A 21,877-nucleotide genomic window follows, 5' to 3' on the forward strand; every position below is an offset into this window, starting at 1 on the left:
TTGCAGCGACGTCAGACACTTCCCCACAGGAAAGCCAGTGCCGCCAGCACGCCAAGCGCGACGCGAACCAGATGCAGATTGCCCCATTTGACGATCAACGCCCGGGCTTGCGGGTTGGTGGCGTCCGCGTCCATCGCCTCCAGCAGTCGATTTGTCGGCATCATTGCGATCAGCGTCCATGGCCAGGGCAGGATGATCAGCACCGCCCCGACCAGATAGGCGAGATTGCCGGTCTGCCACCAGGCAACGGCACCAAGAACACAGGCGACGATGGCGATCGACGCCTGCATAGCGGCGCCGCGCTTGTAGGAGGGCTGCCATTCCTGCAGCAGTGCCCTGTCATCGAGACGAAGCCGCGCCGGCTGCTCGGCAACGCTGACATAGATGGCGGCGCCCGCGAAAGCGGCGGTAACGGTCAATGCAAGCAGACCGACAAGCATCTTCCCTCCGTGCTACCCCGTTCCAGTCTGGAAGGCCTCAAAAAGCGAGATAGGGCTTGCACCGGGTCCGACAATACGGCATAGACATGCCGAACCGTAACGTACGGTACTGACCTGGCTGCCGCCGTCAAGGAAAAGAGTTTGTTGCAGGCAAGCGTCGACATCGACACCGGCGAAGCGCTGACGGCACGGCAGAAAGCCGTGCTCGACGCCGCACTTCGCCTTCTGGTCGAGGAGGGCGATCAGTTGACCATGACCGCCGTGGCGCGGCGGGCGAGCTGTTCCAAGGAAACGCTCTACAAATGGTTCGGCGATCGCAACGGGCTTTTGACGGCAACGGTGCAATGGCAAGCTTCCAAGGTGCGCGTAGCGCCGGTCGACCGCAAGGGGCTCGACCTTGCCTCGCTGACCGCGAGCCTAGAACGCTTCGCCTCGGATTGGCTGAAGGTGATTTCGAGCGACACCTCGGTCGCGCTCAACCGGGTGGCGGTCGGCCGTGCCGGTCCAATCCGGCGCAAAGGCGGCAAGGACAATCTTGGTGCCATCGTGCTGGAGAACGGCCGCTTCGCGCTGGCCAGGCGCCTGAAGCCGGTGCTGGAAGCCGGTCGGCAGGCGGGGCTTCTCGAGTTCTCGGATGCCGAAGCGGCATTCCGTACCTTTTTCGGGCTGGTCGCCCGTGACGTGCAGATCCGCCTGCTGCTCGGCGACCGGCTGGAATTGACTGATGCGGCGATCGGCGGCGATGCCGTCCGGGCGACGCAGCAGTTTCTGGCTCTTTACGGAGCAAAAACCGGGCCGCAAGGCCTCTGAATTCACAACGGGAAGGAAAGAAAAATGCGTGTCTATTACGATCGCGATGCCGATCTCAACCTGATCAAGGGCAAGAAGGTCGCCATCATCGGCTATGGCAGCCAGGGCAGGGCGCATGCGCTCAATCTCAAGGATTCCGGCGTTAAGGATATCGCAATCGGCCTGAAGGCCGGCTCGGCGACCGCCCAGAAGGTCGAGGCAGACGGGCTCAAGGTGATGAGCGTGGCGGAGGCCGCCAAATGGGCCGACCTGATGATGATGGCGACGCCCGACGAGCTGCAGGCCGACATCTATAAATCCGAGATCGCGCCGAACATCCGCGACGGCGCGGCGATCGCCTTCGCCCACGGCCTCAACGTGCACTTCGGCCTGATCGAGCCGAAGGCCTCGGTCGACGTCGTCATGATCGCGCCGAAGGGGCCCGGCCACACGGTGCGCGGCGAATACCAGAAGGGCGGCGGCGTGCCGTGCCTGGTCGCCGTTAACCAGGACGCTTCGGGCAATGCGCTCGATCTCGCTCTGTCCTATGCCTGCGGCGTCGGCGGCGGTCGTTCGGGCATCATCGAGACCAATTTCCGCGAGGAGTGCGAGACGGACCTGTTCGGCGAGCAGGTGGTGCTGTGCGGCGGTCTGGTCGAGCTGATCCGGGCCGGTTTCGAGACGCTGGTGGAAGCCGGCTACGCGCCGGAAATGGCCTATTTCGAGTGCCTGCACGAGGTCAAACTGATCGTCGACCTGATCTATGAGGGCGGCATCGCCAACATGAACTACTCGATCTCGAACACTGCCGAATGGGGCGAATATGTTTCGGGCCCGCGCATCATCACCGCCGAGACCAAGGCCGAGATGAAGCGCGTGCTGAAGGATATCCAGACCGGCAAGTTCACCTCGGAATGGATGCAGGAATACCGCGCCGGCATGTCGCGCTTCAAGGGCATCCGCCGCAACAACGACAGCCACCAGATCGAGGAAGTCGGCGCCAAGCTGCGCGCGATGATGCCGTGGATTTCGAAAAACAAGTTGGTCGACAAGGCCAAGAACTGATCCGCAATTTCATCTTTGCGTAAGAGCCGGCGGAGAGATCCGCCGGCCCAGGGTGCGAGGCCTTTGGGTCCTGTGGGCCTCCGCCTCTATCTTACTTGCCGGGGCTGCACTGCTCGTCGGGGTATTATAGGAGATTTTTCTCTCTCCTAACTTCGTCGACTGCTTAAAGGGCGCCGTGCAGAGGATTTAGCCGTAGTGCCAGTGGGGCTTTGGCTCGGTGCCGGTGAACATGATGCCGATGCGGTCCTCGCGGCGCCAGCGGACCACTGCCTTGTAGGCGATGCCGTCGGTCGGCACATAGAGCAGGAACTCGTCGGGCACGCGTGCGTCGATCGAGACCTTCAGTTCGGCGCCGCCGTCATGCATGTTGCGCACTGTGCACGTGACCTCGGAATTGGTCATGCCGGTCAGGATCGTCGCGCCCTTGAAGACGCGCTGCCTGCGTTTGTCCCTGTTTTCGTCTTCAGCCATCGCGCGCCCATTCCCCGGCGATCGTCGCATTTTATGTGGCGCGATCGGCAAGGCAATTAGGCCTGCCTGATAAACATAGCGTTATCATCGCTCAGAAAAGGGCGGCAAGAACTTCAGAGCCAGATAAAAAAACGGCGCCGCGCGGCGCGGCGCCGTCTGGAGTTCATCAGTCGCTCCGCTCAGCTGTAAGGCGACCAGCACTGCTGGCGCGGACCGCCATAGGGCTGGAATGTGTTGTCCCAGGCGCGATACGACCGGTAGCGGTCGTAGCACCAGCGGACATGGGCGCTGGAAAGCCTTTGTGTGCGATACTGACGCCGAGGGGGGTAATAGCCCGGCTCATAGTAGCTCGGCCCGCTATAATAGTTGTAGGCGGGCAACCCGAGGCCGAGGCCGAAAAAGATCGCGGAATCGTTGAAATGACGGCGATGATGACGACGGTGGCGCCAGCGCCAGCCATCGTCGCGATCACGCCATCTCCAGGCTTCGTCGCGACCGCGCCATCTCCGATGATCGCCGACGCCCCGCCATTCCCGGGTGCCGTGCCGATTGCGCCAGCGCCATTCGCTCAGCATCCGCCTGTCGTTGCCGCCGGCCCAACTCTCGCGGACCGGGACAATGTCGGGGGCGACGGCGTTGGCCGGCACCGGAAGGACAGGGTTGGCAATTGGGCCGGCAAGCGAGGGAGCCGTCAGGCCGGCCAGAAGACCCAGCGCCAGCAGCCCGGATCTGACAGAAAGAGAAAAGAGCGGTTTCATTGCACTCTCCAAGAAATTTCAGGCCCCACGCCCGAATACCCCGAGGAAGAATGTCATTCATGGAACTTCGCGCCTGAACGGAGGATGAACGGAAAGGTTTCGTCAACCATGACGGGCAGGGCAGGCCCTTGTTTTCGGGCGCGCTTGTGGGCAAAGGTCACCGCCATGTCGCTGCGCCTCGCCACCTTCAATGTCGAAAACCTGATGAACAGGTTCGATTTTTCCGGATACCGCAACCAGCTCAACGAAGATCGCACGCTGGCGCTCTTCGACATCCAGAGCGAGGCCGAATACAAGATGCTGGAGCAGGCGCGGGCGATTGCGCAATCCGACGATACGCGCCAGCTGACGGCATTGGCCATCGCTGCTACCCGCGCCGACATCATCTGCATGCAGGAGGTCGACAATATCGAGGCGCTGAAGGCTTTCGAATACGGTTATCTGTTCAAGATGGTCGGGCATGGCTACCGCCAGAAATACACTACCGCCGGCAACGATTCGCGCGGCATCGACGTCGCCGTGATGATGCGCAACGAGACCGCTCAGGGTCAGCCGATCGAATTCGTGCGCATGACAAGCCACGCCTATGTCACGTTCGAACAATTCGGCCTGCACACGCCGGAACTGGCAGCGTTTGGGCATCAGGCCAACCAGCGCATCTTCCGGCGCGACTGCCTGGAGATCGACCTGACCGTCGGTCGCGTGCCGCTGACGCTCTATCTGGTGCACTTCAAGTCCATGGGCTCGCCCCGCAACGGTCTCGACGGGCGCCAGGCGACAATGCCGCTGCGCATCGCCGAGGCGCAAGCGGTGCGCCGGATCATCGAGGAGCGTTTCGGTGGGGATCACGCCGCCGACAAGTACTGGGCGATCTGCGGCGACATGAACGATTATTGGCAGCGCGTTAAGATCTCCGGCGACGCCTTTGACGGCTACCGCTTCGAGGTGATCGATGAGAGCCAGTCCTGCCTCAACGTGCTCACCGCCGACGGCTTTTGCGAGAATGCGGTCGAGCGGCGCCCGGAGATGGATCGTTGGACCTTATACCATACGCGCGGACCGCAAGAGCGGCATCTGTGCCAGCTCGACTACATCCTGTTGTCGAAAGCACTGGCAGCCAAGAACGCGACGGCCGTTCCCGACATCATCCGCAACGGCCAGCCCTGGCGCACCATCTTTCCGGCGGGCCAGGAGGTGGACCGCTTTCCGCGTGCCGGCTGGGATCGGCCGAAAGCGTCGGATCATTGTCCGGTGGCGATCACCCTTGAAATGGCCTGAGGGTCGCTCCGTTGAGCTTCGACCTGCCGCGCAACATCATCCTGCCGGTCGACGCCGTCGACGTCAGGCTCGACCCCGGCCCGCATCCGTTCGAACGCGATAATGCGCAAGCGATCGCCGAGAATTGGCGGCGCGAGACCGCAGCCAATCCGGCGTTGTTCGACGGCACCGTGGTGCTGCTTTCGGCACTCAGCTATCGCGATAACAGCATCGTGGGCCGCTGCCATGCGGTGCGCTACTCGACCTTCATGCTTTGGCGCGGCAACCGGCAGGTGGCTGGGGCCGAGCACGCCTATGCCCATGCCATGCTGGTCGCCGGCGACAATGCGCTGGTAGCGATCCGCATGGCGTCGCACACGGTCAATGCCGGCCGCGTCTACTTCGCCGCCGGCTCGTTCGAGCCAACCGATTTCCGCGACGGCCTTGTCGATGTCGACTTCAACATGATCCGCGAGGTGCGGGAAGAAACCGGCCTCGACCTTGCCGGCGCGACACGCGGCAGGCGCTGCTATGCCCTGTCGACGGCAACCGGCACGGTGATCTTTCGCCGCTATCGCGAGACGGCATCCGCCGATGAGGTCGCGCAGCGCATCAGTGCCTTTGTCGCCGGCGAGGCAGAGCCGGAAATCGACGGGCCTGTTATCATCCGCAATGCCGATGACCTGCCGGACGGGCTGATGCCGCATATGAAGCCACTGATCGAGTGGCATTTTGCCGGCAAGGACTGACGCATCGGCCCGAAATCGGAAAGCACCATGCAACGATTCAAAGTGTTAGAGCGTACTTTGTGCGTCCAAGTGGACGCACGTCGCTCTAACGACGCATTTTGTTTTCGATGGCTTTGCGGTCGTTGCGGGCGGCGACGAAAAACACCATGACGCCGATACCCAGCAGCGCACCCATCGCCGTTCCCATCGTCCGACCGACAACCTGCTGGAAATCGGCGGTGACATGATCGGGGTTGGCCATGCCATAGCTGGCCAAGTACCACCAAAGGCCCGCCAATGCGGCCTCGATGATCACCGTCACCAAAATCACACGCTCTTTCTTGCTCATCCCACTATTCCCCCATATCCCCAAGGCGATTGCTATCACCGCGGATTGTTTCGCGACAGGGGGAGGGCGACGGCAGCGTCAAAATTTTGGGGGACATCTGAAGGCGGCGCGCGCTCCGCCGCGCTATTCATGCCTCAGCGCGTCGATCGGATCGAGCCGCGCGCCACGCAGCGCCGGGAAGAAACCGAACACCATGCCGATCAGCGCCGAAAAACCGACGGCGAGCAGGATTACCGCCGGGCTTGGCGCGAAGGGGATGGTCAGCGTCAGCGAGGCGAGGCCGGCCAGCGCCAGGCCGATCAGGATGCCGATGATGCCGCCGAGCAGCGACAGCACGGTCGCCTCGACCAGGAACTGGATGAGGATGTGTTTTTCATGCGCGCCGATGGCCAGCCGTATGCCGATCTCGCGGGTGCGTTCGGTGACCGACACCAGCATGATGTTCATGATACCGATGCCGCCGACCAATAGGCTGACGCCGGCGACCGCACCCAGCATGCCAGTCATCGTCGTGGTGGCGCTCGCCATGGCGTCGGCGATCTGGGTCATGTCGCGTATCGAGAAATCGTCTTCGCGGTCGGGCGTGATGCGGCGTGTGTCGCGTAAGATGTCCTCGACGCGCGGCAGCAGCTCGGTCGTCGGCGTCCGGTCGTCGGCGGCGACGTAAATCGAGTCGATGTCGCGGTTGCCGGCGATGCGGCGCTGATAGGAGGCGAGCGGCATCAATACGACATTGTCCTGGTCCTGGCCGAAGCCGGTATAGCCCTTCGGCTCGAGCAGGCCGATGATCTTGCAGGATGTGCGATTGACGCGAATGATCTCGCCTTCGGGGTCGCCTGCGCCGAAAAACTGCTGGCGCACCGTTTCGCCGATCAGGCAAACGCTGGTACCCGAGCGGGTCTCCGAATCGCTGAACGGGCGACCTGAAACCAGCTTCCAGTCGCGCGCATCGAGATAGGCGCTATCGGTGCCGGTGACACCCGATGTCAGGCTCTCGGTGCCGAAGATGACGCGGACCTGCTTTTGCGAGGCAGGTGAAATGGCGCGGGCGCCGCTCAGATGGGTGACGAGCGCGGCAAGGTCCTTTTGGGCAAGCGGACGGACCACCTGGTCGAGCCCTCCCGGTCCGCCGGGTCCGGCGGGGCGGCCGGAACGGACGACAAGCAGATTGCTGCCGAGCTTGGAGATATCGGCCTTTACCTTTTCGGTGGTGCCCGAGCCGATGGTGAGCATGGCGATGACGGCGGCGACGCCGATGACGATGCCGAGCAGCGTCAGGAACGAGCGCAGCACGTTGCGGCGGACTGACAGCAGCGAGAGGCGGACAGTTTCCCAGATCACGGTTACACCACCTCAAGGTTCATGGTGTCGGATGCGACATGTCCGTCGAGGAAGCGGATTGTGCGCTCGGCATACCCGGCGACATCGGCCTCGTGCGTGACCATGGCGATGGTGAGGCCAAGCTCGGTGTTCAGCCTGGTCAAGAGTTCCATGATCTCGTGGGTGCGGGCGGTGTCGAGATTGCCGGTCGGCTCGTCGGCCACGAGCAGGGTCGGTCTGGTGACAATGGCGCGCGCGATCGCCACGCGCTGCTGCTGGCCGCCGGAAAGCTCGGCCGGCGTGTGGTGCTCGCGGCCGATAAGGCCGACCTCGGCCAGCGCTTTCATTGCGAGGTCATGACGCTCGCGGGCGGCAACGCCGCGATAGATCAGCGGCAATTCGACATTCTCCACCGCCGTGGTGCGCGGCAGGAGATTGTAGCCCTGAAAGACGAAGCCGACATAGAGGTTGCGCAGCATGGCGCGGCGGTTGCGGTCGAGACGGCCAGCATCGATGCCCATGAAGCCGTAGGTTCCACCCGTCGGCGTGTCGAGGCAGCCGATGATGTTCATTGCCGTCGACTTGCCGGAGCCGGACGGTCCCATGATGGCGACGAATTCGCTGCTGCGGATAGCAAGGTCCACACCAGCCAGCGCATGGACCGTGGCCTCGCCCTGGCCATAGCTTTTCCAGACCTTGTGGAAGGTGATGAGCAGCGAGCCTGACATGATTTCAGCTCCGCTGCTGCGCTGCGATGATGACGTGCGCGCCTTTTTCGAGGCCGGAGGTGATCTCGGTCAGTTCGCCATCGGTGGAGCCGACCTTGACGCTGACCGGCCGAGGCCGGCCGTTCTCCAGCACGTAGAGCGTGCGCGAGCCGTCGGTAGGCTGCGACGTCGCCAGGCGCTGGCGGTTGCCGCCTGGACGGCCCATGCGGCCCGTGAACAGGTCGCTCAGGCTCCACGCGCGGGCGGCTGTTTGCGCCGGCCGATAGCGAAAGGCGATCGCCGGCACTGTGAGCACGCCCTTGGCCTGCTTGGTGACGACCGAAACGGTGGCAGTCATCCCAGGCCGCAACAGAAGCTCGTTGTTGTCGACCTCGAACCGTGCATCGTAGGTGACGACGCCGTCGGTGGTGACCGAAGCATACGAAATGTCGCGGATCTCGGCATCGAACCGCCGTTCCGGAAAGGCGTCGACGGTGAAGCGCGCATGCTGGCCGGGCTTAACCGCGCCGATGTCGGCCTCGTCGACCGCTGCCTTCAATTCCATATTTCTGAGATCGGCGGCGATGACGAACAACACCGGCGCCTGCAGCGAGGAGGCAACCGTCTGGCCGGGATCGACCGAGCGCGTCAGAACGATGCCGTCGATGGGCGCATAGATGGTGCTCTTGGCGAAGTCCGTCTGCTGCGCCTTGAGATCGGCATTGGCGATGGCAAGACTGGCTTTGGCGCTGTCGAGCGCTGCCTTGGAGCGGTCGCGCGTCGCGGTCGCCGCTTCAAGCGACTGGTCCGTCGCCATGCCGCGCTTGGTAAGTGCCGCCGCGCGCACAAGCGCCCTTTCGTTTTCGATGAGGGTTACGGTGGCGGTCTCGACATTGGCGGCCGCCGCCTTGGCGGAAGCCTCGGCGCGCTCGATCTGCACCTCCAGCTTGGCCGTATCGAGCGCAGCCAGCACATCGCCCTTCTTCACCTGCTGGTTCTCGTTGACCGCGACCGAGCGGACGACGCCGGACAGTTCGCTCGAAATGTCGACCTGGGTGAGGGGCTGCAGCGTGCCGGTCGCCGATACCTCGACCGTGAGATCGGCGACAGCGGCCGGCGCCGTGGTATAGTCGATCCTGGCGGGAGACGCGGCGTACCATTGGTAGCCGGCGAGGCTTGCGGCGATGACGACCAGCACAAGCAGGCCATAAAGCCAGCCGCGATGGCGTTTCTTCTTCAGACCCAGGTGGTCAAGCCCGAGTGCCGTCTCTATGTCGGAAGTGGATTCCGTCTTTGGCAGATTGACAATCTGGTCCACGCCGGACCCCTATGAACAGTGGTAATCCCATCAGTGCACAGATCAGGCCGAATGGTTCAAATATCAAATTAAATTTCGCCCATGTTGGGATTGAGGCAAAAGGCTTTCTACAATGCTGACCCGGAACTACTTATTGTACGACGTGTTCACGACCGAGCGGCTGGCCGGCAATCCGCTGGCCGTCGTGCTTGACAGCAAGTGGCTGGACACGACCGCGATGCAGGCCATCGCACGCGAGTTCAACCTGTCGGAAACCGTTTTCGTGCTGCCGCCTGACAATCCTAAGCACCGCGCCCGCATCCGCATCTTCACGCCCGATTATGAGATGCCGTTCGCTGGCCATCCGACTGTCGGTTCCGCGATCGCGCTTGCCGAAATAGCTGGCGATGGCGACACCGCCGGCATCTTCGTCCTGGAGGAGAATATCGGGCCGGTGCGCTGCGCCGTCAGCAAGCATGATGGCACCATCTTTGCCGAGTTCGACCTAGCCAAGCTGCCGGAACAACTGGAATTGTCCGCCGACCCGGTGGCGATCGGCGCCGCACTTGGGTTGGGTCCGCACGAAATCGGCTTCGAGAATCACCGCGTTTCGTTCTGGTCGGCCGGCGTGCCCTATGTGACCGTTCCGGTCGCCGATCTGGAGGCCGCCGCCCGGATAAGGCTGGATAACCAGGCGTGGTCGGAATTAGCACCCCGCAAGAGCGATTGGGCCTTCGCCAGCCCGTATGTCTACTGCCGCGAGACGGTGAACCACGACAGCGCCTTCCATGTCCGCATGATCGTGCCGGGCAGTCCCTCCTATGAAGATCCGGCGACCGGTTCGGCGGCGGCCGCCTTCGCTGGCGCTATCATGCATTTCGACGGCCCGCGAGACGGGGTCTCGCGACTGTGGATCGAGCAAGGGCTTGAGATGGGCCGACCTTCGCGCATTCGCCTCGAACTGAATGTCGAAGGCGGCAGGCTGGCAGCCGCCCGCATCGGCGGCCATGCGGTAAAAGTGGCGGAAGGCAAGCTGTTCGTCTGATCGCGACTGGCTCGAGGCGATTTGTCGGGAAATGAATCCGGCAGGGCTGGACATGGCGGATGGCGGCGGCTATATGCCCGCCGACGCTGGTTTTACCGGCGAGTGGGTGCGTAGCTCAGTTGGTAGAGCAGCTGACTCTTAATCAGCGGGTCACAGGTTCGATCCCTGTCGCACCCACCACTTAAGCCGCTGATATTATTCCTTTTTTCGCTGAGAAGCAAGGGTGTCGCGCTCCCAGCGGTTTCCAACTCTGACGTTTGGTTTCCAATTCGCGTTCTGTTCCTGTTCCAAAGCAGGCTGCCGGACCTCGGCATAACGCGACTCCAGAAGCTTCATTCCGTCCCTCGCCAGCACCCGCACGCGGACCTCTCGGCCGTAATGCCGCACCATTTCCTCGCTCATATTGCAGATCGCGCCGACCTGGGTCTCGGTGCACCCAACTTCCAGCGGAGTTTTTCCTGATGCCATGGAAGACGAGACGGTTTTCGCGGAACGGCTTGAATGGTTCGGTGTTCATCAGCCGTTGCCAATCTGCGCGAAAACCGTCGGTTGTTTCGTAGGGCAGGCCCCTCACTCCGACGTGCAGTTGCACGACATCGCCGCGCGGAGCCTTGTTGATCCATTGACGGTAAGCGCTGTGGACCGGTACCCACACAGTCGAGCCGGTCTTTTGCGCGCGGACCTCTATCGTGTCGTCCGTTTCGCGGGGCCGCTTCATCATCAGTACGTCGCCTTGGCGCTGGCCGGTGAACAGCGCCGACACCGCTGGTAGCAGCAGATTGAACGGCGCATGTTCGACCAGAATCTCCCAAGCCCATTCCGGCCACGGTGACCACGGCTCGCCACTGGGTATCTTCTCGGTGAACTGCACCGGGTTTGCCACACAGAAGCCACGAGGGACGCCCCAGGCCATCAGGCGGGACAGATAGGCCCGGAACTGGTTTGCACTCGCCGGCGTGTCACCTAGCGCGTCTATGGCCTGCTGTGCATCGACCGTGGTCATCTCGCCCGGGAGGTCGAAAGCCCATGCCGCCTTGACCAATTTGGAAGACGCCTCGTAGCCGCGCCGTGTTGACGCCGCCAGGGACTTGAACGCCTCGTGGTCATGAAAGCCATCAATCAGGGCAGTGAAGTCCTTGGCATCCTCATGCAGCCGGCGTTTAGCGGCATTGTGGATCTTGGTCGCGGCCGGCCAGAATTCCTTGGAGCGATGATCCGGCAGCTCGGCGCCCATGAGAAACCAGCGGTCGTCCGTCCGCTCCAGTAGCGCGCAAATCTCGACTGCCTGCGCGAATTCCTTGCTCAGAGGCTCGGGCAGTGCGACTGACGGCAGCGCGGCGGCTGTGTTCCGATTGCGCGTATAGAAGGTGTAGACGGTTTGGTTGCCGTCCTTGCGTCGCTTTGTAATGCAATGGACATGGCGAGGCAGTTCAACCATGCCGCTTTTGCCCGAGCGCGCCAACGAAACGATCTCCCATGCCGCTCGGCTTTTCGACAAGCCCGAGCGATTTATCCAGATCGCCACGATACCAGAATTTACGCTTGGTTTTTCGACCCAGCGGGGCTGTGGATAAATCGAGCCGACGCGCTGCTGAAAATCCTCGATATGCTTTTCGCAGCAATAGGCTGCGGCCGTCTCGACGTTCATCCGAGGAGGCCATGAATCGGCCCTGGGCTGATCGGCCGCGTCAAGCACCTGCGCGGCGAGGAAGACCTTCGGCATGCCTCGCTACAGGATTTTCGGGAGGAATGAGGACGGACAGACCACCCCCCGCTGCTAGGCCTTCAGCCACCGTCGGTGCTGGGGGGATCGATCTTCAACTAAGCGGTGTGCGGCCTCGATCAGACGCCGTTGCGCGCGGAGCCTGCTGCACAGCGCGATGTTCTCGGCCAGCATTTCTTCTGAGCGTTCAAGCGCGTGCTCGGTCCGGTTGATGCGTTCCGTGGCATTGGCCATCGCGCTTTCGTAGGGTTCCATGGTGTTCGTCATGATTACTAACTCAGGGCGGACCGGATCGTTCCCTCGAAGGTCAGCACTGGACTCGCCATCGGTGAGCATCCCGATTGGCAGTGCGGTGCTGTAACCTAGCAATGTGGCAACGGGGACCATCCTCTTTCGCGCCGCAAACTCAATGGCGTTTTCCTTTTGCGTCATGTTGTCGGCAGCGATCAGGCGGCGCAGCGAGCGCATCGGTAGTGGGTCAGTTTGAAATTCCGCCCTGATCACACGCGGACCTTACAAGAAGCGTTCGGATGTCTTAGAAGTGGGCAAATGATCCGCTATCGGCGGCAGGAGGCGCATGAAACAAACGCTATTTGTACTAATCTTCCTTTTGCCCTTCCACGCAGATGCGACCGAATTTAGCACCATTAAAGGTAGAGGCTTTGGTTGCCGATCGCTTCAAGATTTTGAGACAGCGGTGAGCTTTGCGAAGCAAGGAAATCAACCTGCGTTCCTGAAATTTTTGCTTGCCAAGATAAATTCCCACGCCTGCGTGACGCTCAAGCCGGCGATGCGGGTCATGCTTGAAAAGCATGGCGAATTAGGCCGAACCTGCGTAAGGCCCGATGGTCAGGTCGACTGCTACTGGACAAATAGCAATATACTGCCGAAGTGACCCGATTGGGGATCTAGAATTCAAAGTGGCCCACTACCAGCGCATCACCTCGCCGCGCGCCCATCCGGCATCGACCATGCAGTCGACAATGGCCTGAAATCCCGGCTCCATCGCCTTCTGGCAGTCTATCTCCCGGTCCACGTAATCGTGATGACGCCTTGGCTCTTTGATGATCATAGATAGCGCTCCCCTTCACTGCGGTGTCCGAAGCAGAACCAATGGGAACTCTCTGAGTAATACGGAATTCTAGACAGGCCAATTAGCGGCGGCACGTTAGCAGCAATACGAGCTATACGGATAGCTGGCATCCATCAAAACAACCGGCAGCGTTATTTCAATCATCTATCTCATAAGAGCCTATTGGGCCGAGCATTTCAGCAACCCTTTTAGTCACATCGTACATAAGACGATTGTATGCGTGGTAATATTTGTCAGGAACTTCCTTCAAAATGTCTCCCGATATGCGATTTGCATAATCGTGAAAAAAGGCAAGTGAGTCCGCCACTTGCCTCACCTCCCAACCGTTTCGTGAAATTTGTTGGTCGTTGTCACGATATGGGTGCTTCATTACGAAGTGCATTCTCGCAATAGCGTCTGGGTACTTCTCCAGGTAGGCATCCAAGAACGCGTCTATTTCCCTGTCGGTAAAATACTTACTCACGATATGCCCTACCCATCCCATGATCCGGTTGTCCGGTGACGTTCCAATTACAGTTAACCTCGACCCGAATGTGACTGCATGTTTTTTTAGCACAATCACCGAGCTCGACGCGGACCGCCAGGCGATCATGCACGGGCTTGCCTCTTGCCTCAGCCCGCGACGGCAACGAGGAAGGCTAGCACCGCCAACAATCCAATGGCTGCGATGGCAATCGTCCCGCGTTCCATTGTTGTCCAGACGCCAGGCTTAGGTCGTTGGCCCGTCACCGCCGCGGCGGCAAGATCCATTGGACCACCGAGCGGTTTCGGTGATAATCGACGTCGCCTACCAGCGAGTTTTCAGGCTTCCGATGAAAGTTTCTTATGGACGAAAACCACAATTACTCGAAATATAATGCTATCGATACCAGCGGTATTTTAACTTGCTCCGACGATCTCGACAAGATGAAAAACAGCGTTATGAAGATATTAGTGATTTCGATCTTTCTTTCTTTCCTATTTTTATTGTCAGACCAAAAATCTAGCGTGTTGTGTCAAGCGATATTCATATTCGTTATCACGATCTTATTGTTTGTTATGGGTCTTGCTATTTATCGAACCTATTTTAAACGCCGGTCCGTAGTGATATCTCCTGATGGCATTGAAGATTCAAATATCACAATCGAAACGGTACCCTGGTCCGCAATAAATGGCGTCGAACTAATGACTGTACCCCGCGCGTTAGTGGGGCAACAGTCCCTGGCCGTACTTTTGCGACTGAAGCCCCGCGCCGGCCACACGCTTAAGCTGACTCGACGTGGCAGAACTTTGTTTCTTAACAACGATACGCTCTGGATCCCGGTCGGAGGTGGCATGATAGTTGACGGAAATCCATCTAGTCCCGAAAACTTTTTGTCAACGATCGCGGCCTACGCCCGAACCTATGGCAAAGGCGTCAAGTAGATCGGTCCGAACTAGGCCGCGAAGGTGACGTGAGGGATGATGCACTCGACGTTGGCCGCAATGCGGTGGAGTTGGGCGGCGACCTCAGGCAGTGCGCATGCATCACTGCTGGGTTTCGGCGACGAGGAAGTTGAAGCTCGCAAGAACCTAACGCGTCGTCCCGTCTTATGGCGAGATGAGCACACGCGGCGTCAATTTCCTGGACCAATGATCCGAAGCAAAGTTCCCGAGACGGTTGGGACTGATGTCATCTCGGTTTCTGAACTGACCCAGAAACTATTTGCCGATGCAAAGGCGGTTGGCATCGGCAGCTCCGAGATCGAGGAAGACGTCGGCAGTGTCTACGAGGCGATCTTCGACGCAATCGTCCATTACGACGCCGGCTTGGCGGACCGATCGGCGCTGCCTATATCGGGCCGATGCCAGCCGATCGCCTCTATCAACGCGGCTGGCAAGTCGTAGACGGAAGCGCGATCCTGAGCACCTTCCAGAACAAGGAGGGAGCGTTTCAATTCCTTGTCGGCCACGGCGCCCGCGTCTGGTTGCAATGGGGCAGGACGGCAATTGGCGGGCAGGCGGCGCCCTATGACTTTGCCGCACAGTTCCAGCAGGACAGCGTCGGTCGCGTCATGAAGAGGCTGCACGGTTCTGAATCAGGCACCTGGTTCTGGACATGCCATGAAGGCGGCGCGCGTGGGACGGTCAAGACCAAGGAGGAGGCGGTTGTCGAGGTCGAACGCGCCTACACTCGCCGCATGGTTAAAGCGGACTGGCGATAGTGGTTTCCAATTCACCATATGTTCCGGTGTTTTCGAGGGTATTTTCTCGACGCATTGGAAACCTCACCCTTTGAAATTCCACGAGATTTTGACCTGCCCGGTTACTCTTAATCAGCGGGTCACAGGTTCGATGCCTGTCGCACCCACCAAAGATTTCAAAGACTTAGGTGACAAGACCCTGAGAAAGGGGCGAGAATGTGAGACTGAAAATCTCAGTCTCACGCCCCTATATCGAGCCGTGTCGCCTCTCATGAGTTTGCGAGCATTTACTTCTCCGACACCCCAGCCTCGGCGAAGCTTGCCATGCGGGCATGACATTCGAGCGCCGAGCGGACGATGTTGACGGCGACGCAGGCGCCGGAGCCTTCGCCGAGCCGCATGCCGAGATCGAGCAGCGGCGGCAGGCCGAGCGCCTCGAGCAGCCGGCGATGGCCGGATTCGGCCGAGACATGGGCGGCAAGCGTGTGGGCGAGGCCGGTGGGGTGCAATTTTGCCAGCGGTGCCGCGGCGGCAGTGCAGACGAAGCCGTCGAGCAGCACCGGCACGCCGAGATGACGCGCTGCCAGCGTAGACCCAAAGATGGCGGCGAGTTCGCGTCCGCCAAGCGCTGCTGCGATCTTCAGCGGGTCGGCAAGCGCCTCGGCGTGGCGCTTGAGGCCGGCCTCGATGGCGGTGATCTTGCGCACCAGGCCGGCATCGTCGACGCCGGTGCCGCGCCCGGTCCATTTTTCCGCGCCGCCGCCGAACAGGGCGGCCGAAATGGCTGCCGCCGGCGTGGTGTTGCCGATGCCCATTTCGCCGAAACAGACCAGGTCGAGGTCTTTCGTCACCGCGCCGTACCCGGCCGAGACGGCGGCGAGGAAGGCTTCGTCGCCCATTGCCGGCACTTGCGTGAAATCGCCGGTCGGATGATCGAGATCGAGCGGAATGACGTCGAGTTCGGCACCGGCGATGCGGGCGATCTGGTTGATGGCGGCACCGCCGCCGGCGAAATTCGCCACCATCTGCACGGTGACCTCCGACGGGAAGGCGGACACGCCCTGTGCGGTGACGCCGTGATTGCCGGCAAAGACGAAGACTTTGACGCGGCCGAGCTTCGGCATGTCGCGGCCCTGCCAGCGCGCAAGCCAGGCCGCTATGGTTTCCAGCCGGCCGAGACTGCCTTGCGGCTTGGTCAACGTGTCCTGGCGGCGGGCGACAGCATTTGCCGCGGCGTCGCTGCCGGCAGGCAGGTCGAGGCAGGCCGCGCGTAATTCATCAAGCGATTTGAAAGACATGGGGAAAAGTCTCCGAAACAGAGTCAGGAAAGGCAAACGGAAGCGACGAGCAGTATTGCGATCTCGCCAAACTGCTGCAGCGCGCCGACCGTATCGCCGGTCTGGCCGCCGATCTGGTTGAGGCACAGCATACGGAAGGCGGCAAACAACAGGCCGAGCAGGATGAGCGCGGCGACCGCGCCACCGAACCCTAGCGTCAGCACCGCCACAGCGCCGAGCACGGCGCCGGCAATGGCGGTTTCGGCCGACACGGTGCCTGCATCGGCCGAGAGACCGTCGCTGCGAGCCGGCGGCAACAGACGCATGAAAGCGCCGAGCAGGCCGCGCGAAGCGGCATGCGCAGCGATGAGAGCGACGAGAACCTGCGCCGGGCTGGCGAATTCCGAAAGCACGCTCCAGCGGATCAGCAGCGAGAGGCCGAGCGCACAAGCGCCATAGGCGCCGATGCGGCTGTCGCGCATGATCTCCAGTTTTTTCTCGCGTGTCTTGCCGCCGCCAAAACCGTCGGCGACATCCGAAAGTCCGTCTTCATGCATGCAGCCGGTGGCGAGCAAGGTTGCGGCCAGGGTCAGTGCTGCTGCCGGACCGTCGGCAAGCCCGAGCCAGGTCCCGATCGCGTAAACCAAGGCGCCAATCAGAGCGACGGCGAGGCCGGCGACCGGCGCTGCCCAGATCGCGGCAGCAAGGCTGCGGTCCCGGAAATCGACGACCGGCAGCGGCAGCCGGGTGAAGAAGACGAAGCAGAGCGCGATGTCATCGAGCGCTTGGCGGGGCGAAGGGGGCATGTCCTTGAGTTTGAGCATGATCTATTCCGAAAACCGGTTTCCACTTTTCGCTGACGCGGACCTCCGGTTCGGGATCATGCTCTAGCCTCTCGCAATGGCATGGAAGAACGTGCCGCTGACATGGCCGCGGCGGTAACCGGAGGCGCCGAGCGGATTGCCCTGGCCGTCAGCGAGGTCGGCCAATGGCTCGTCATTGCCAGTCGCGCTCATCTGCGCATAGTGGAATTCGTGGCCGCGTATCAGCGTGCCTTGGGCTCCCAGTGGGCAATCGGCGCGCAGCCGCGCCTCGCGGTAGCCAAGATTCATCTTTCGCTTGGCAAAACTGGTCGAGTGACCGAGCAGGCCGAGCATCCGGTGCGTCTCTGCCGATGCGTCCTCCAGCGCTTCGCCGAGCACCATGAAGCCGCCGCACTCACCATGCACCGGCCGTGTTGCCGAAAACGCCTCAATGCCGGCCCGGAAATTCGCAGCCGCCGCAAGGCGGCCGGCGTGAAGCTCGGGATAGCCGCCGGGCAGCCAGCAGACATCGCAATTGTCGCTGGGGGCTTCGTCGGCGAGCGGCGAAAAGGGGATGATTTCCGCCCCGGCCTTGCGCCAATGCGTCGCGACATGCGGATAGAGGAAGGTGAAGGCGGCGTCCTCGGCCAGTGCGATGCGCTGGCCGGGTGGCGGCAGCGCGCCGCTGAAGCTGCCCGGTGCGGGCGCAATTGGCGCCGCCAGCGCCATGATGGCCTCGAGGTCGAGCGATCTTTCGACCATGTCGGCCAGCCGGTCGAGATGGGCCATCAAATTCTCATATTCGCCGGCCTGGACGAGGCCGAGATGGCGCTCCGGCAGGTTAAGCGATGGATCTCGCAGGATCGCGCCGACAACAGGAAGGCCGATCGCCTCGATCGCGTCGCTGCAAAGCCGGCGGTGACGCTCGCTGCCCAACCGGTTGAGCACGACGCCGGCCATACGCACATCGGGATCATATGTAGCAAAACCCTTGGCGACGGCCGCCGCCGTGGCCGACTGCCCGGAAACGTCGAGCACCAGCAGCACCGGCAGGCCGTAAAACCGGGCAAGATCTGCGGCCGAGCCGGTGCGGCCTGGAGCAGCGGGAATCCCGTCGAACAAGCCCATCGCGCTTTCGAGGAAGATGAAATCGGCATCTTCAGTTGCGTCACCGGCTAGCGCGTTGAGCAAGGCGGGCGGCATTGCCCAACTGTCGAGATTGACGCCGGAAAGGCCTGTCGCGGCGGTGTGGAAGCCGGGGTCGATATAGTCCGGCCCGGATTTGGCGCCACGCACTTTCAGACCGCGCCGGGCGAGCGCGCGCAAGATGCCGATGGTGACGCTGGTCTTGCCCGAGCCCGAGCGCGGCGCGCCGATGATGATCGCGCGGGTCATGGCTCGCCCGCCAATGCCGCACGCATCGCGACGATGCCGCCGACGACGATCAGCGCCGGCGAGGTCAACCCGGCGGCGGCCGCCTCCTCGGCGATGGTGGCGAGCGTGGCGACGACGATGCGCTCCTGCGGCGTCGTCGCGGCGACGATCACTGCAGCAGGCGTGGAAGGCGACAGGCCGCCCTCGAGCAGCGAGGCTGATATCAGCGGCAGATTGGCCATTCCCATATAGACAACGACCGGCTGGCCGGTCCGGGCGATTGCCGCCCAGTCCAGATCATCATCGGTGCCGGCAGCGTGGCCGGTGGCCAGGATCACCGCCTTGTTGATGCCGCGCATGGTGGCCGGGATGCCGGCTCCAGCCAGCGCGCTGAGACCTGAAGTCAGGCCGGACAGGATGCGGAACGGGATGTTTTCGCGCGCCAGCGCCAGCGCCTCTTCGCCGCCGCGGCCAAAAACATAGGGGTCGCCGCCTTTCAGCCTGACGACGCGGCGGCCTTCTCGCGCCAGCCGCACAAGCAAGGCGGTGATGTCTTCCTGCTTCATCGACGGTTGGCGGCCGCGCTTGCCGGCATAGAACAGCTCGGCACTCGCCGCCACTGCCACGACATCGGGAGATACCAGCGCGTCGTAGACGAGGGCGTCGCACTGCCCAAGCGCGGCCAGCGCTTCCAGCGTCAGGCAGCCGGGATCGCCGGGGCCGGCGCCGGCCAGCCAGACATGGCCCGGCTCCAGCTGGCGCGGTTTGAAGTTCAGCCGGGCCAAAGCCTGTTCGACTGAGGCGTTTCGATGTCTGTTTCCGGTGCTGTCGTTCACGATCCGTCCCGTCCGCGAAAGCGCCGCTGGTAGTGGGCGTCGTAAAGTGAACTCTCGCCAAAGTCTTCCGCTGCCAGTGAGCGGCCGACGAAGATGATCGCCGTGCGCTCCATCGGATCGGCGGCCAATTGCGCCGCGATCGTCGCCAGCGTGCCGGTCAGCAGTCGCTCGTCCGGCCAGGAGGCGCGGAAGACAACCGCCACCGGGCAATCGGCGCCATAGAATGGCGTCAGCTCGGCGACGACACGGTCGATGGCGTGGATGGCAAGGTGAATGGCCAGCGTCGCGCCGGTGCGGCCGAAGCCGGCCAGGGTTTCGCCGGGCGGCATTTTCGAGGCACGACCGGAGATGCGGGTCAGCACCAGGCTTTGTGCGATTTCGGGAATGGTCAGTTCGCGGCGCAGCGCTGCCGCAGCGGCCGCGAATGACGGCACGCCCGGCGTCAGCGTATAGGCGATGCCGTGCTTCTCCAGCCGGCGGATCTGCTCGGCAACGGCGCTCCACACCGAGAGATCGCCGGAATGCAGGCGGGCGACGTCGTGGCCGGCCCGGTGGGCCGCCACATATTCCGCTTCGATCTCGTCGAGCGACATCGGCGCGGTGTCGATCAATTTCGTGCCGGGCGCGCAGTGCTGCAACAGTTCCGGGGCGACGATCGAGCCGGCATAGAGGCAGACCGGGCAGCTTGCCAGCAGTCTGCTGCCGCGCAAGGTGATGAGGTCGGCTGCGCCAGGTCCGGCGCCGATGAAGTGGACGGTCATGCCCCGTCTCCGCTGATGGCGATGGCGCAGGTGACCGGGCCGAGCACGATGCGGGACCCAAGCAATTTCGCGCCTTTTCCGGCGGCGGCAAGCGCGGAGGCTTCGGAAACCGACGGCGTGCCGGCATGTTCCTGCGACAGGCTCGAGCGGCTGATTGCGCGCGAAGACGCGGCCCTGAGCGCCTCGTCCTCGACCACGATCACCGGTAGGGCGAGCTCGCGCCCCGCGGAGAAGATTGCCTGCTCGTCCTGCTTCAGAGAAGCGGTGGCGAGCGCCGAAAGCGCCGTCATCGCCAACCCATGCGCTTCCAGCGCGGTTTCTATGGCCGCAAGAACGTCTTGCACACTCACGCCTTTGCGGCTGCCGATGCCCGCGATCATCATGGCTTGACCCAGCTCCATTGGGTGACCGGCATAGCCGGCCGCCATGCCTGCATCGAACCAACCGGTGAAGCACGGGAGATAGAGATGTGGGTGAGATCGCCGCCGACCGCGGCGTGACGGGCGAGAAGCAGCGCCTCCATCTCCAGCGTCACCGCGTTGGCGACCAGCCGGCCGCCAACACGCAGGGCCTTGATCGCCGCGCCCAGCACGCCGGTATCGCTGCCGCCGCCGCCGATGAAGATCGCGTCGGGCGTGCCTAGCCTGGCAAGCGCCTTCGGTGCCGAGCCTTCGACCACGACAAGGCCGGGCACGCCACAGTGTGAAGCGTTGCGGCGGATGCGGGCGGCGCGGGTTGGATCGGCCTCGATGGCAATGGCGCGCATGGAGGGATGGGCGAGCATCCATTCGATGCCAATTGAGCCTGAGCCGGCGCCGATGTCCCACAGCAATTCGCCGCGCCTGGGGGCGAGGGCGGACACGGTGATGGCGCGCACCTCGCGCTTGGTGATCTGGCCGTCATGCTCGAATAAATGATCGCCAAGGCCCGATGTCAGCGGCAGGGTGCGTGCTTCTGAAGTTGAGTCAACGTCGATTGCCAGCACGTTGAGCGGATTGATCTTTTCGAGGTCGAAGGCGTCCGCACGCGTCGAACGCAGCCTTTCGTCCGGGCCGCCCAGTGCCTCCAGAATCGTTAGACGCGACGCGCCGAAGTCGAGTTCGGTGAGCAGGCGCGCAATCGCGGCTGGTGCATCGCCGTCCGAGGTCAGCGCAAGGATGCGGGTGCCCGGATGCAGCAGTGGCCGGATCAGGTCGAGCGAGCGGCCGTGCAGCGAAATGGTCTCGATATCCTGCAGCGCCCAGCCGAGGCGGGCGGCGGCCAGCGATGTGGCCGAAGGGGCGGGAATCACCTCCATCTCTTGCGAAGGAATCTTGCGAGCAAGGGTGACGCCGACACCATGGAAGAACGGATCGCCGGAGGCCAGCACACAGACCTTTTTACCCGCAAGTGCCAGCACGTCGCGCATTTCTGCATCGAAAGGGGTCGGCCAGGCGCGTGTTTCGCCTTTGGTGAGCGATGCGACAAGGGCAAGGTGGCGCGTGCCGCCGAAGACGAATTCGGCCTCGGCGATCAGCCGCTTGGCCTCTTCGCCGAGACCCGCTACACCGTCCTCGCCGATGCCGACGATTGTTAGCCATCTTGAGTTGAGCTTGGCGCCGCGCGGACCGTCAGCAGGCATG

At 62.4% G+C, this 21,877-nt stretch carries 27 protein-coding genes and 1 tRNA gene; 10 read left to right on the forward strand and 18 right to left on the reverse strand.

What is annotated here, in order from left to right:
- Positions 1-11 precede the first annotated feature (11 nt).
- Positions 12-440: a DUF1772 domain-containing protein gene (locus ACWTU8_RS05750; RefSeq protein ID WP_455847365.1), complete on the reverse strand. Its 429-nt coding sequence runs from the start codon at positions 438-440 to the stop codon at positions 12-14.
- A gap of 144 nt (positions 441-584) precedes the next feature.
- On the opposite strand from ACWTU8_RS05750, the gene ACWTU8_RS05755 reads away from it, so the two are divergent.
- Both ACWTU8_RS05755 and ilvC read left to right on the forward strand, forming a co-directional pair.
- Positions 585-1,250, forward strand: coding sequence for a TetR/AcrR family transcriptional regulator (locus tag ACWTU8_RS05755; RefSeq protein ID WP_455848395.1), 666 nt, complete (start codon positions 585-587; stop codon positions 1,248-1,250).
- Positions 1,251-1,274: 24 nt separating this feature from the next.
- Positions 1,275-2,294, forward strand: a complete 1,020-nt coding sequence (gene ilvC / locus ACWTU8_RS05760) for a ketol-acid reductoisomerase (protein ID WP_065012330.1) — start codon at positions 1,275-1,277, stop codon at positions 2,292-2,294.
- A gap of 186 nt (positions 2,295-2,480) precedes the next feature.
- On the opposite strand, the gene ACWTU8_RS05765 is transcribed toward ilvC, so the two are convergent.
- The gene (locus tag ACWTU8_RS05765) at positions 2,481-2,765 is read right to left on the reverse strand and encodes a PilZ domain-containing protein (RefSeq protein WP_029352109.1); all 285 of its coding nucleotides are present in this window, start codon (positions 2,763-2,765) and stop codon (positions 2,481-2,483) included.
- Between the two features lie 179 nt (positions 2,766-2,944).
- Complete coding sequence (locus tag ACWTU8_RS05770) at positions 2,945-3,523, reverse strand: BA14K family protein (protein ID WP_455847366.1); 579 nt, start codon at positions 3,521-3,523, stop codon at positions 2,945-2,947.
- 165 nt (positions 3,524-3,688) lie between these two features.
- Between ACWTU8_RS05770 and ACWTU8_RS05775 the strand changes: the two genes are divergently transcribed.
- Both ACWTU8_RS05775 and ACWTU8_RS05780 read left to right on the forward strand, forming a co-directional pair.
- Positions 3,689-4,801, forward strand: a complete 1,113-nt coding sequence (locus ACWTU8_RS05775; RefSeq protein ID WP_455847367.1) for an endonuclease/exonuclease/phosphatase family protein — start codon at positions 3,689-3,691, stop codon at positions 4,799-4,801.
- Between the two features lie 11 nt (positions 4,802-4,812).
- Positions 4,813-5,529, forward strand: a complete 717-nt coding sequence (locus ACWTU8_RS05780) for a hypothetical protein (RefSeq protein WP_455847368.1) — start codon at positions 4,813-4,815, stop codon at positions 5,527-5,529.
- An 85-nt stretch (positions 5,530-5,614) separates the two neighbouring features.
- Here the strand turns inward: ACWTU8_RS05780 and ACWTU8_RS05785 are convergent, their stop codons facing one another.
- The 4 genes from ACWTU8_RS05785 to ACWTU8_RS05800 all read right to left on the reverse strand — a co-directional run bounded on the left by ACWTU8_RS05785 (position 5,615) and on the right by ACWTU8_RS05800 (position 9,202).
- Positions 5,615-5,857, reverse strand: coding sequence for a hypothetical protein (locus ACWTU8_RS05785; RefSeq protein ID WP_455847369.1), 243 nt, complete (start codon positions 5,855-5,857; stop codon positions 5,615-5,617).
- A 123-nt stretch (positions 5,858-5,980) separates the two neighbouring features.
- Positions 5,981-7,198 carry an ABC transporter permease gene (locus tag ACWTU8_RS05790; RefSeq protein WP_455847370.1) on the reverse strand — a complete coding sequence of 406 codons (1,218 nt, stop codon included), beginning with the start codon at positions 7,196-7,198 and terminating at the stop codon, positions 5,981-5,983.
- Between the two features lie 2 nt (positions 7,199-7,200).
- A complete protein-coding gene (locus tag ACWTU8_RS05795; RefSeq protein ID WP_455847371.1) occupies positions 7,201-7,905 on the reverse strand; it encodes an ABC transporter ATP-binding protein in 705 nt (234 codons plus the stop codon).
- A gap of 4 nt (positions 7,906-7,909) precedes the next feature.
- Positions 7,910-9,202 (reverse strand): efflux RND transporter periplasmic adaptor subunit, encoded by a 1,293-nt coding sequence (locus tag ACWTU8_RS05800; protein WP_455847372.1) that lies wholly within the window; start codon positions 9,200-9,202, stop codon positions 7,910-7,912.
- Between the two features lie 112 nt (positions 9,203-9,314).
- Here ACWTU8_RS05800 and ACWTU8_RS05805 point away from each other — a divergent pair, with 112 nt between their 5' ends.
- Entirely contained in the window at positions 9,315-10,226 is a 912-nt protein-coding gene (locus tag ACWTU8_RS05805) for a PhzF family phenazine biosynthesis protein (protein WP_455847373.1), read from the forward strand.
- Between the two features lie 104 nt (positions 10,227-10,330).
- A tRNA-Lys gene (locus tag ACWTU8_RS05810) sits at positions 10,331-10,406 on the forward strand.
- A 1-nt stretch (position 10,407) separates the two neighbouring features.
- Here the strand turns inward: ACWTU8_RS05810 and ACWTU8_RS05815 are convergent.
- Positions 10,408-11,874: a hypothetical protein gene (locus ACWTU8_RS05815; RefSeq protein WP_455847374.1), complete on the reverse strand. Its 1,467-nt coding sequence runs from the start codon at positions 11,872-11,874 to the stop codon at positions 10,408-10,410.
- Between the two features lie 129 nt (positions 11,875-12,003).
- Positions 12,004-12,417, reverse strand: a complete 414-nt coding sequence (locus tag ACWTU8_RS05820) for a hypothetical protein (RefSeq protein ID WP_455847375.1) — start codon at positions 12,415-12,417, stop codon at positions 12,004-12,006.
- A 109-nt stretch (positions 12,418-12,526) separates the two neighbouring features.
- Here ACWTU8_RS05820 and ACWTU8_RS05825 point away from each other — a divergent pair, with 109 nt between their 5' ends.
- A complete protein-coding gene (locus ACWTU8_RS05825; RefSeq protein WP_455847376.1) occupies positions 12,527-12,844 on the forward strand; it encodes a hypothetical protein in 318 nt (105 codons plus the stop codon).
- 33 nt (positions 12,845-12,877) lie between these two features.
- On the opposite strand, the gene ACWTU8_RS05830 is transcribed toward ACWTU8_RS05825, so the two are convergent.
- Together ACWTU8_RS05830 and ACWTU8_RS05835 are read right to left on the reverse strand one after the other, a co-directional pair.
- Positions 12,878-13,021 (reverse strand): hypothetical protein, encoded by a 144-nt coding sequence (locus tag ACWTU8_RS05830; protein WP_455847377.1) that lies wholly within the window; start codon positions 13,019-13,021, stop codon positions 12,878-12,880.
- 157 nt (positions 13,022-13,178) lie between these two features.
- A complete protein-coding gene (locus ACWTU8_RS05835; RefSeq protein WP_455847378.1) occupies positions 13,179-13,634 on the reverse strand; it encodes a hypothetical protein in 456 nt (151 codons plus the stop codon).
- Between the two features lie 233 nt (positions 13,635-13,867).
- Between ACWTU8_RS05835 and ACWTU8_RS05840 the strand changes: the two genes are divergently transcribed.
- The 3 genes from ACWTU8_RS05840 to ACWTU8_RS05850 are packed head-to-tail and all read left to right on the forward strand — an operon-like array spanning position 13,868 to position 15,225.
- Positions 13,868-14,446 carry a hypothetical protein gene (locus ACWTU8_RS05840; protein ID WP_455847379.1) on the forward strand — a complete coding sequence of 193 codons (579 nt, stop codon included), beginning with the start codon at positions 13,868-13,870 and terminating at the stop codon, positions 14,444-14,446.
- A gap of 36 nt (positions 14,447-14,482) precedes the next feature.
- On the forward strand, positions 14,483-14,908 hold the full coding sequence (locus ACWTU8_RS05845) for a DUF768 domain-containing protein (RefSeq protein ID WP_455847380.1): 426 nt from the start codon (positions 14,483-14,485) through the stop codon (positions 14,906-14,908).
- The gene (locus ACWTU8_RS05850) at positions 14,866-15,225 is read left to right on the forward strand and encodes a hypothetical protein (protein ID WP_455847381.1); all 360 of its coding nucleotides are present in this window, start codon (positions 14,866-14,868) and stop codon (positions 15,223-15,225) included. The genes ACWTU8_RS05845 and ACWTU8_RS05850 overlap by 43 nt, the downstream gene beginning before the upstream one ends.
- Positions 15,226-15,491: 266 nt before the next feature.
- Here ACWTU8_RS05850 and cobT read toward each other — a convergent pair whose 3' ends face one another.
- The 7 genes from cobT to cbiE all read right to left on the reverse strand — a co-directional run bounded on the left by cobT (position 15,492) and on the right by cbiE (position 21,876).
- Positions 15,492-16,502 (reverse strand): nicotinate-nucleotide--dimethylbenzimidazole phosphoribosyltransferase, encoded by a 1,011-nt coding sequence (gene cobT, locus ACWTU8_RS05855; protein ID WP_455847382.1) that lies wholly within the window; start codon positions 16,500-16,502, stop codon positions 15,492-15,494.
- A gap of 23 nt (positions 16,503-16,525) precedes the next feature.
- Positions 16,526-17,305, reverse strand: a complete 780-nt coding sequence (locus ACWTU8_RS05860) for an adenosylcobinamide-GDP ribazoletransferase (RefSeq protein WP_455847383.1) — start codon at positions 17,303-17,305, stop codon at positions 16,526-16,528.
- A 63-nt stretch (positions 17,306-17,368) separates the two neighbouring features.
- Positions 17,369-18,679 carry a cobyrinate a,c-diamide synthase gene (locus ACWTU8_RS05865; RefSeq protein WP_455847384.1) on the reverse strand — a complete coding sequence of 437 codons (1,311 nt, stop codon included), beginning with the start codon at positions 18,677-18,679 and terminating at the stop codon, positions 17,369-17,371.
- Positions 18,676-19,494: a uroporphyrinogen-III C-methyltransferase gene (cobA, locus tag ACWTU8_RS05870; RefSeq protein WP_455847385.1), complete on the reverse strand. Its 819-nt coding sequence runs from the start codon at positions 19,492-19,494 to the stop codon at positions 18,676-18,678. The genes ACWTU8_RS05865 and cobA overlap by 4 nt, the downstream gene beginning before the upstream one ends.
- A complete protein-coding gene (gene cobM / locus ACWTU8_RS05875) occupies positions 19,491-20,255 on the reverse strand; it encodes a precorrin-4 C(11)-methyltransferase (protein ID WP_455847386.1) in 765 nt (254 codons plus the stop codon). The genes cobA and cobM overlap by 4 nt, the downstream gene beginning before the upstream one ends.
- Positions 20,252-20,638, reverse strand: coding sequence for a cobalamin biosynthesis protein (locus tag ACWTU8_RS05880; RefSeq protein WP_455847387.1), 387 nt, complete (start codon positions 20,636-20,638; stop codon positions 20,252-20,254). Before ACWTU8_RS05880 ends, cobM begins: the two co-directional genes overlap by 4 nt.
- Positions 20,635-21,876: a precorrin-6y C5,15-methyltransferase (decarboxylating) subunit CbiE gene (cbiE, locus tag ACWTU8_RS05885; protein WP_455847388.1), complete on the reverse strand. Its 1,242-nt coding sequence runs from the start codon at positions 21,874-21,876 to the stop codon at positions 20,635-20,637. The genes ACWTU8_RS05880 and cbiE overlap by 4 nt, the downstream gene beginning before the upstream one ends.
- Position 21,877 lies beyond the last annotated feature (1 nt).

The sequence above is a fragment of the Mesorhizobium sp. BHbdii genome (genome assembly GCF_053848045.1).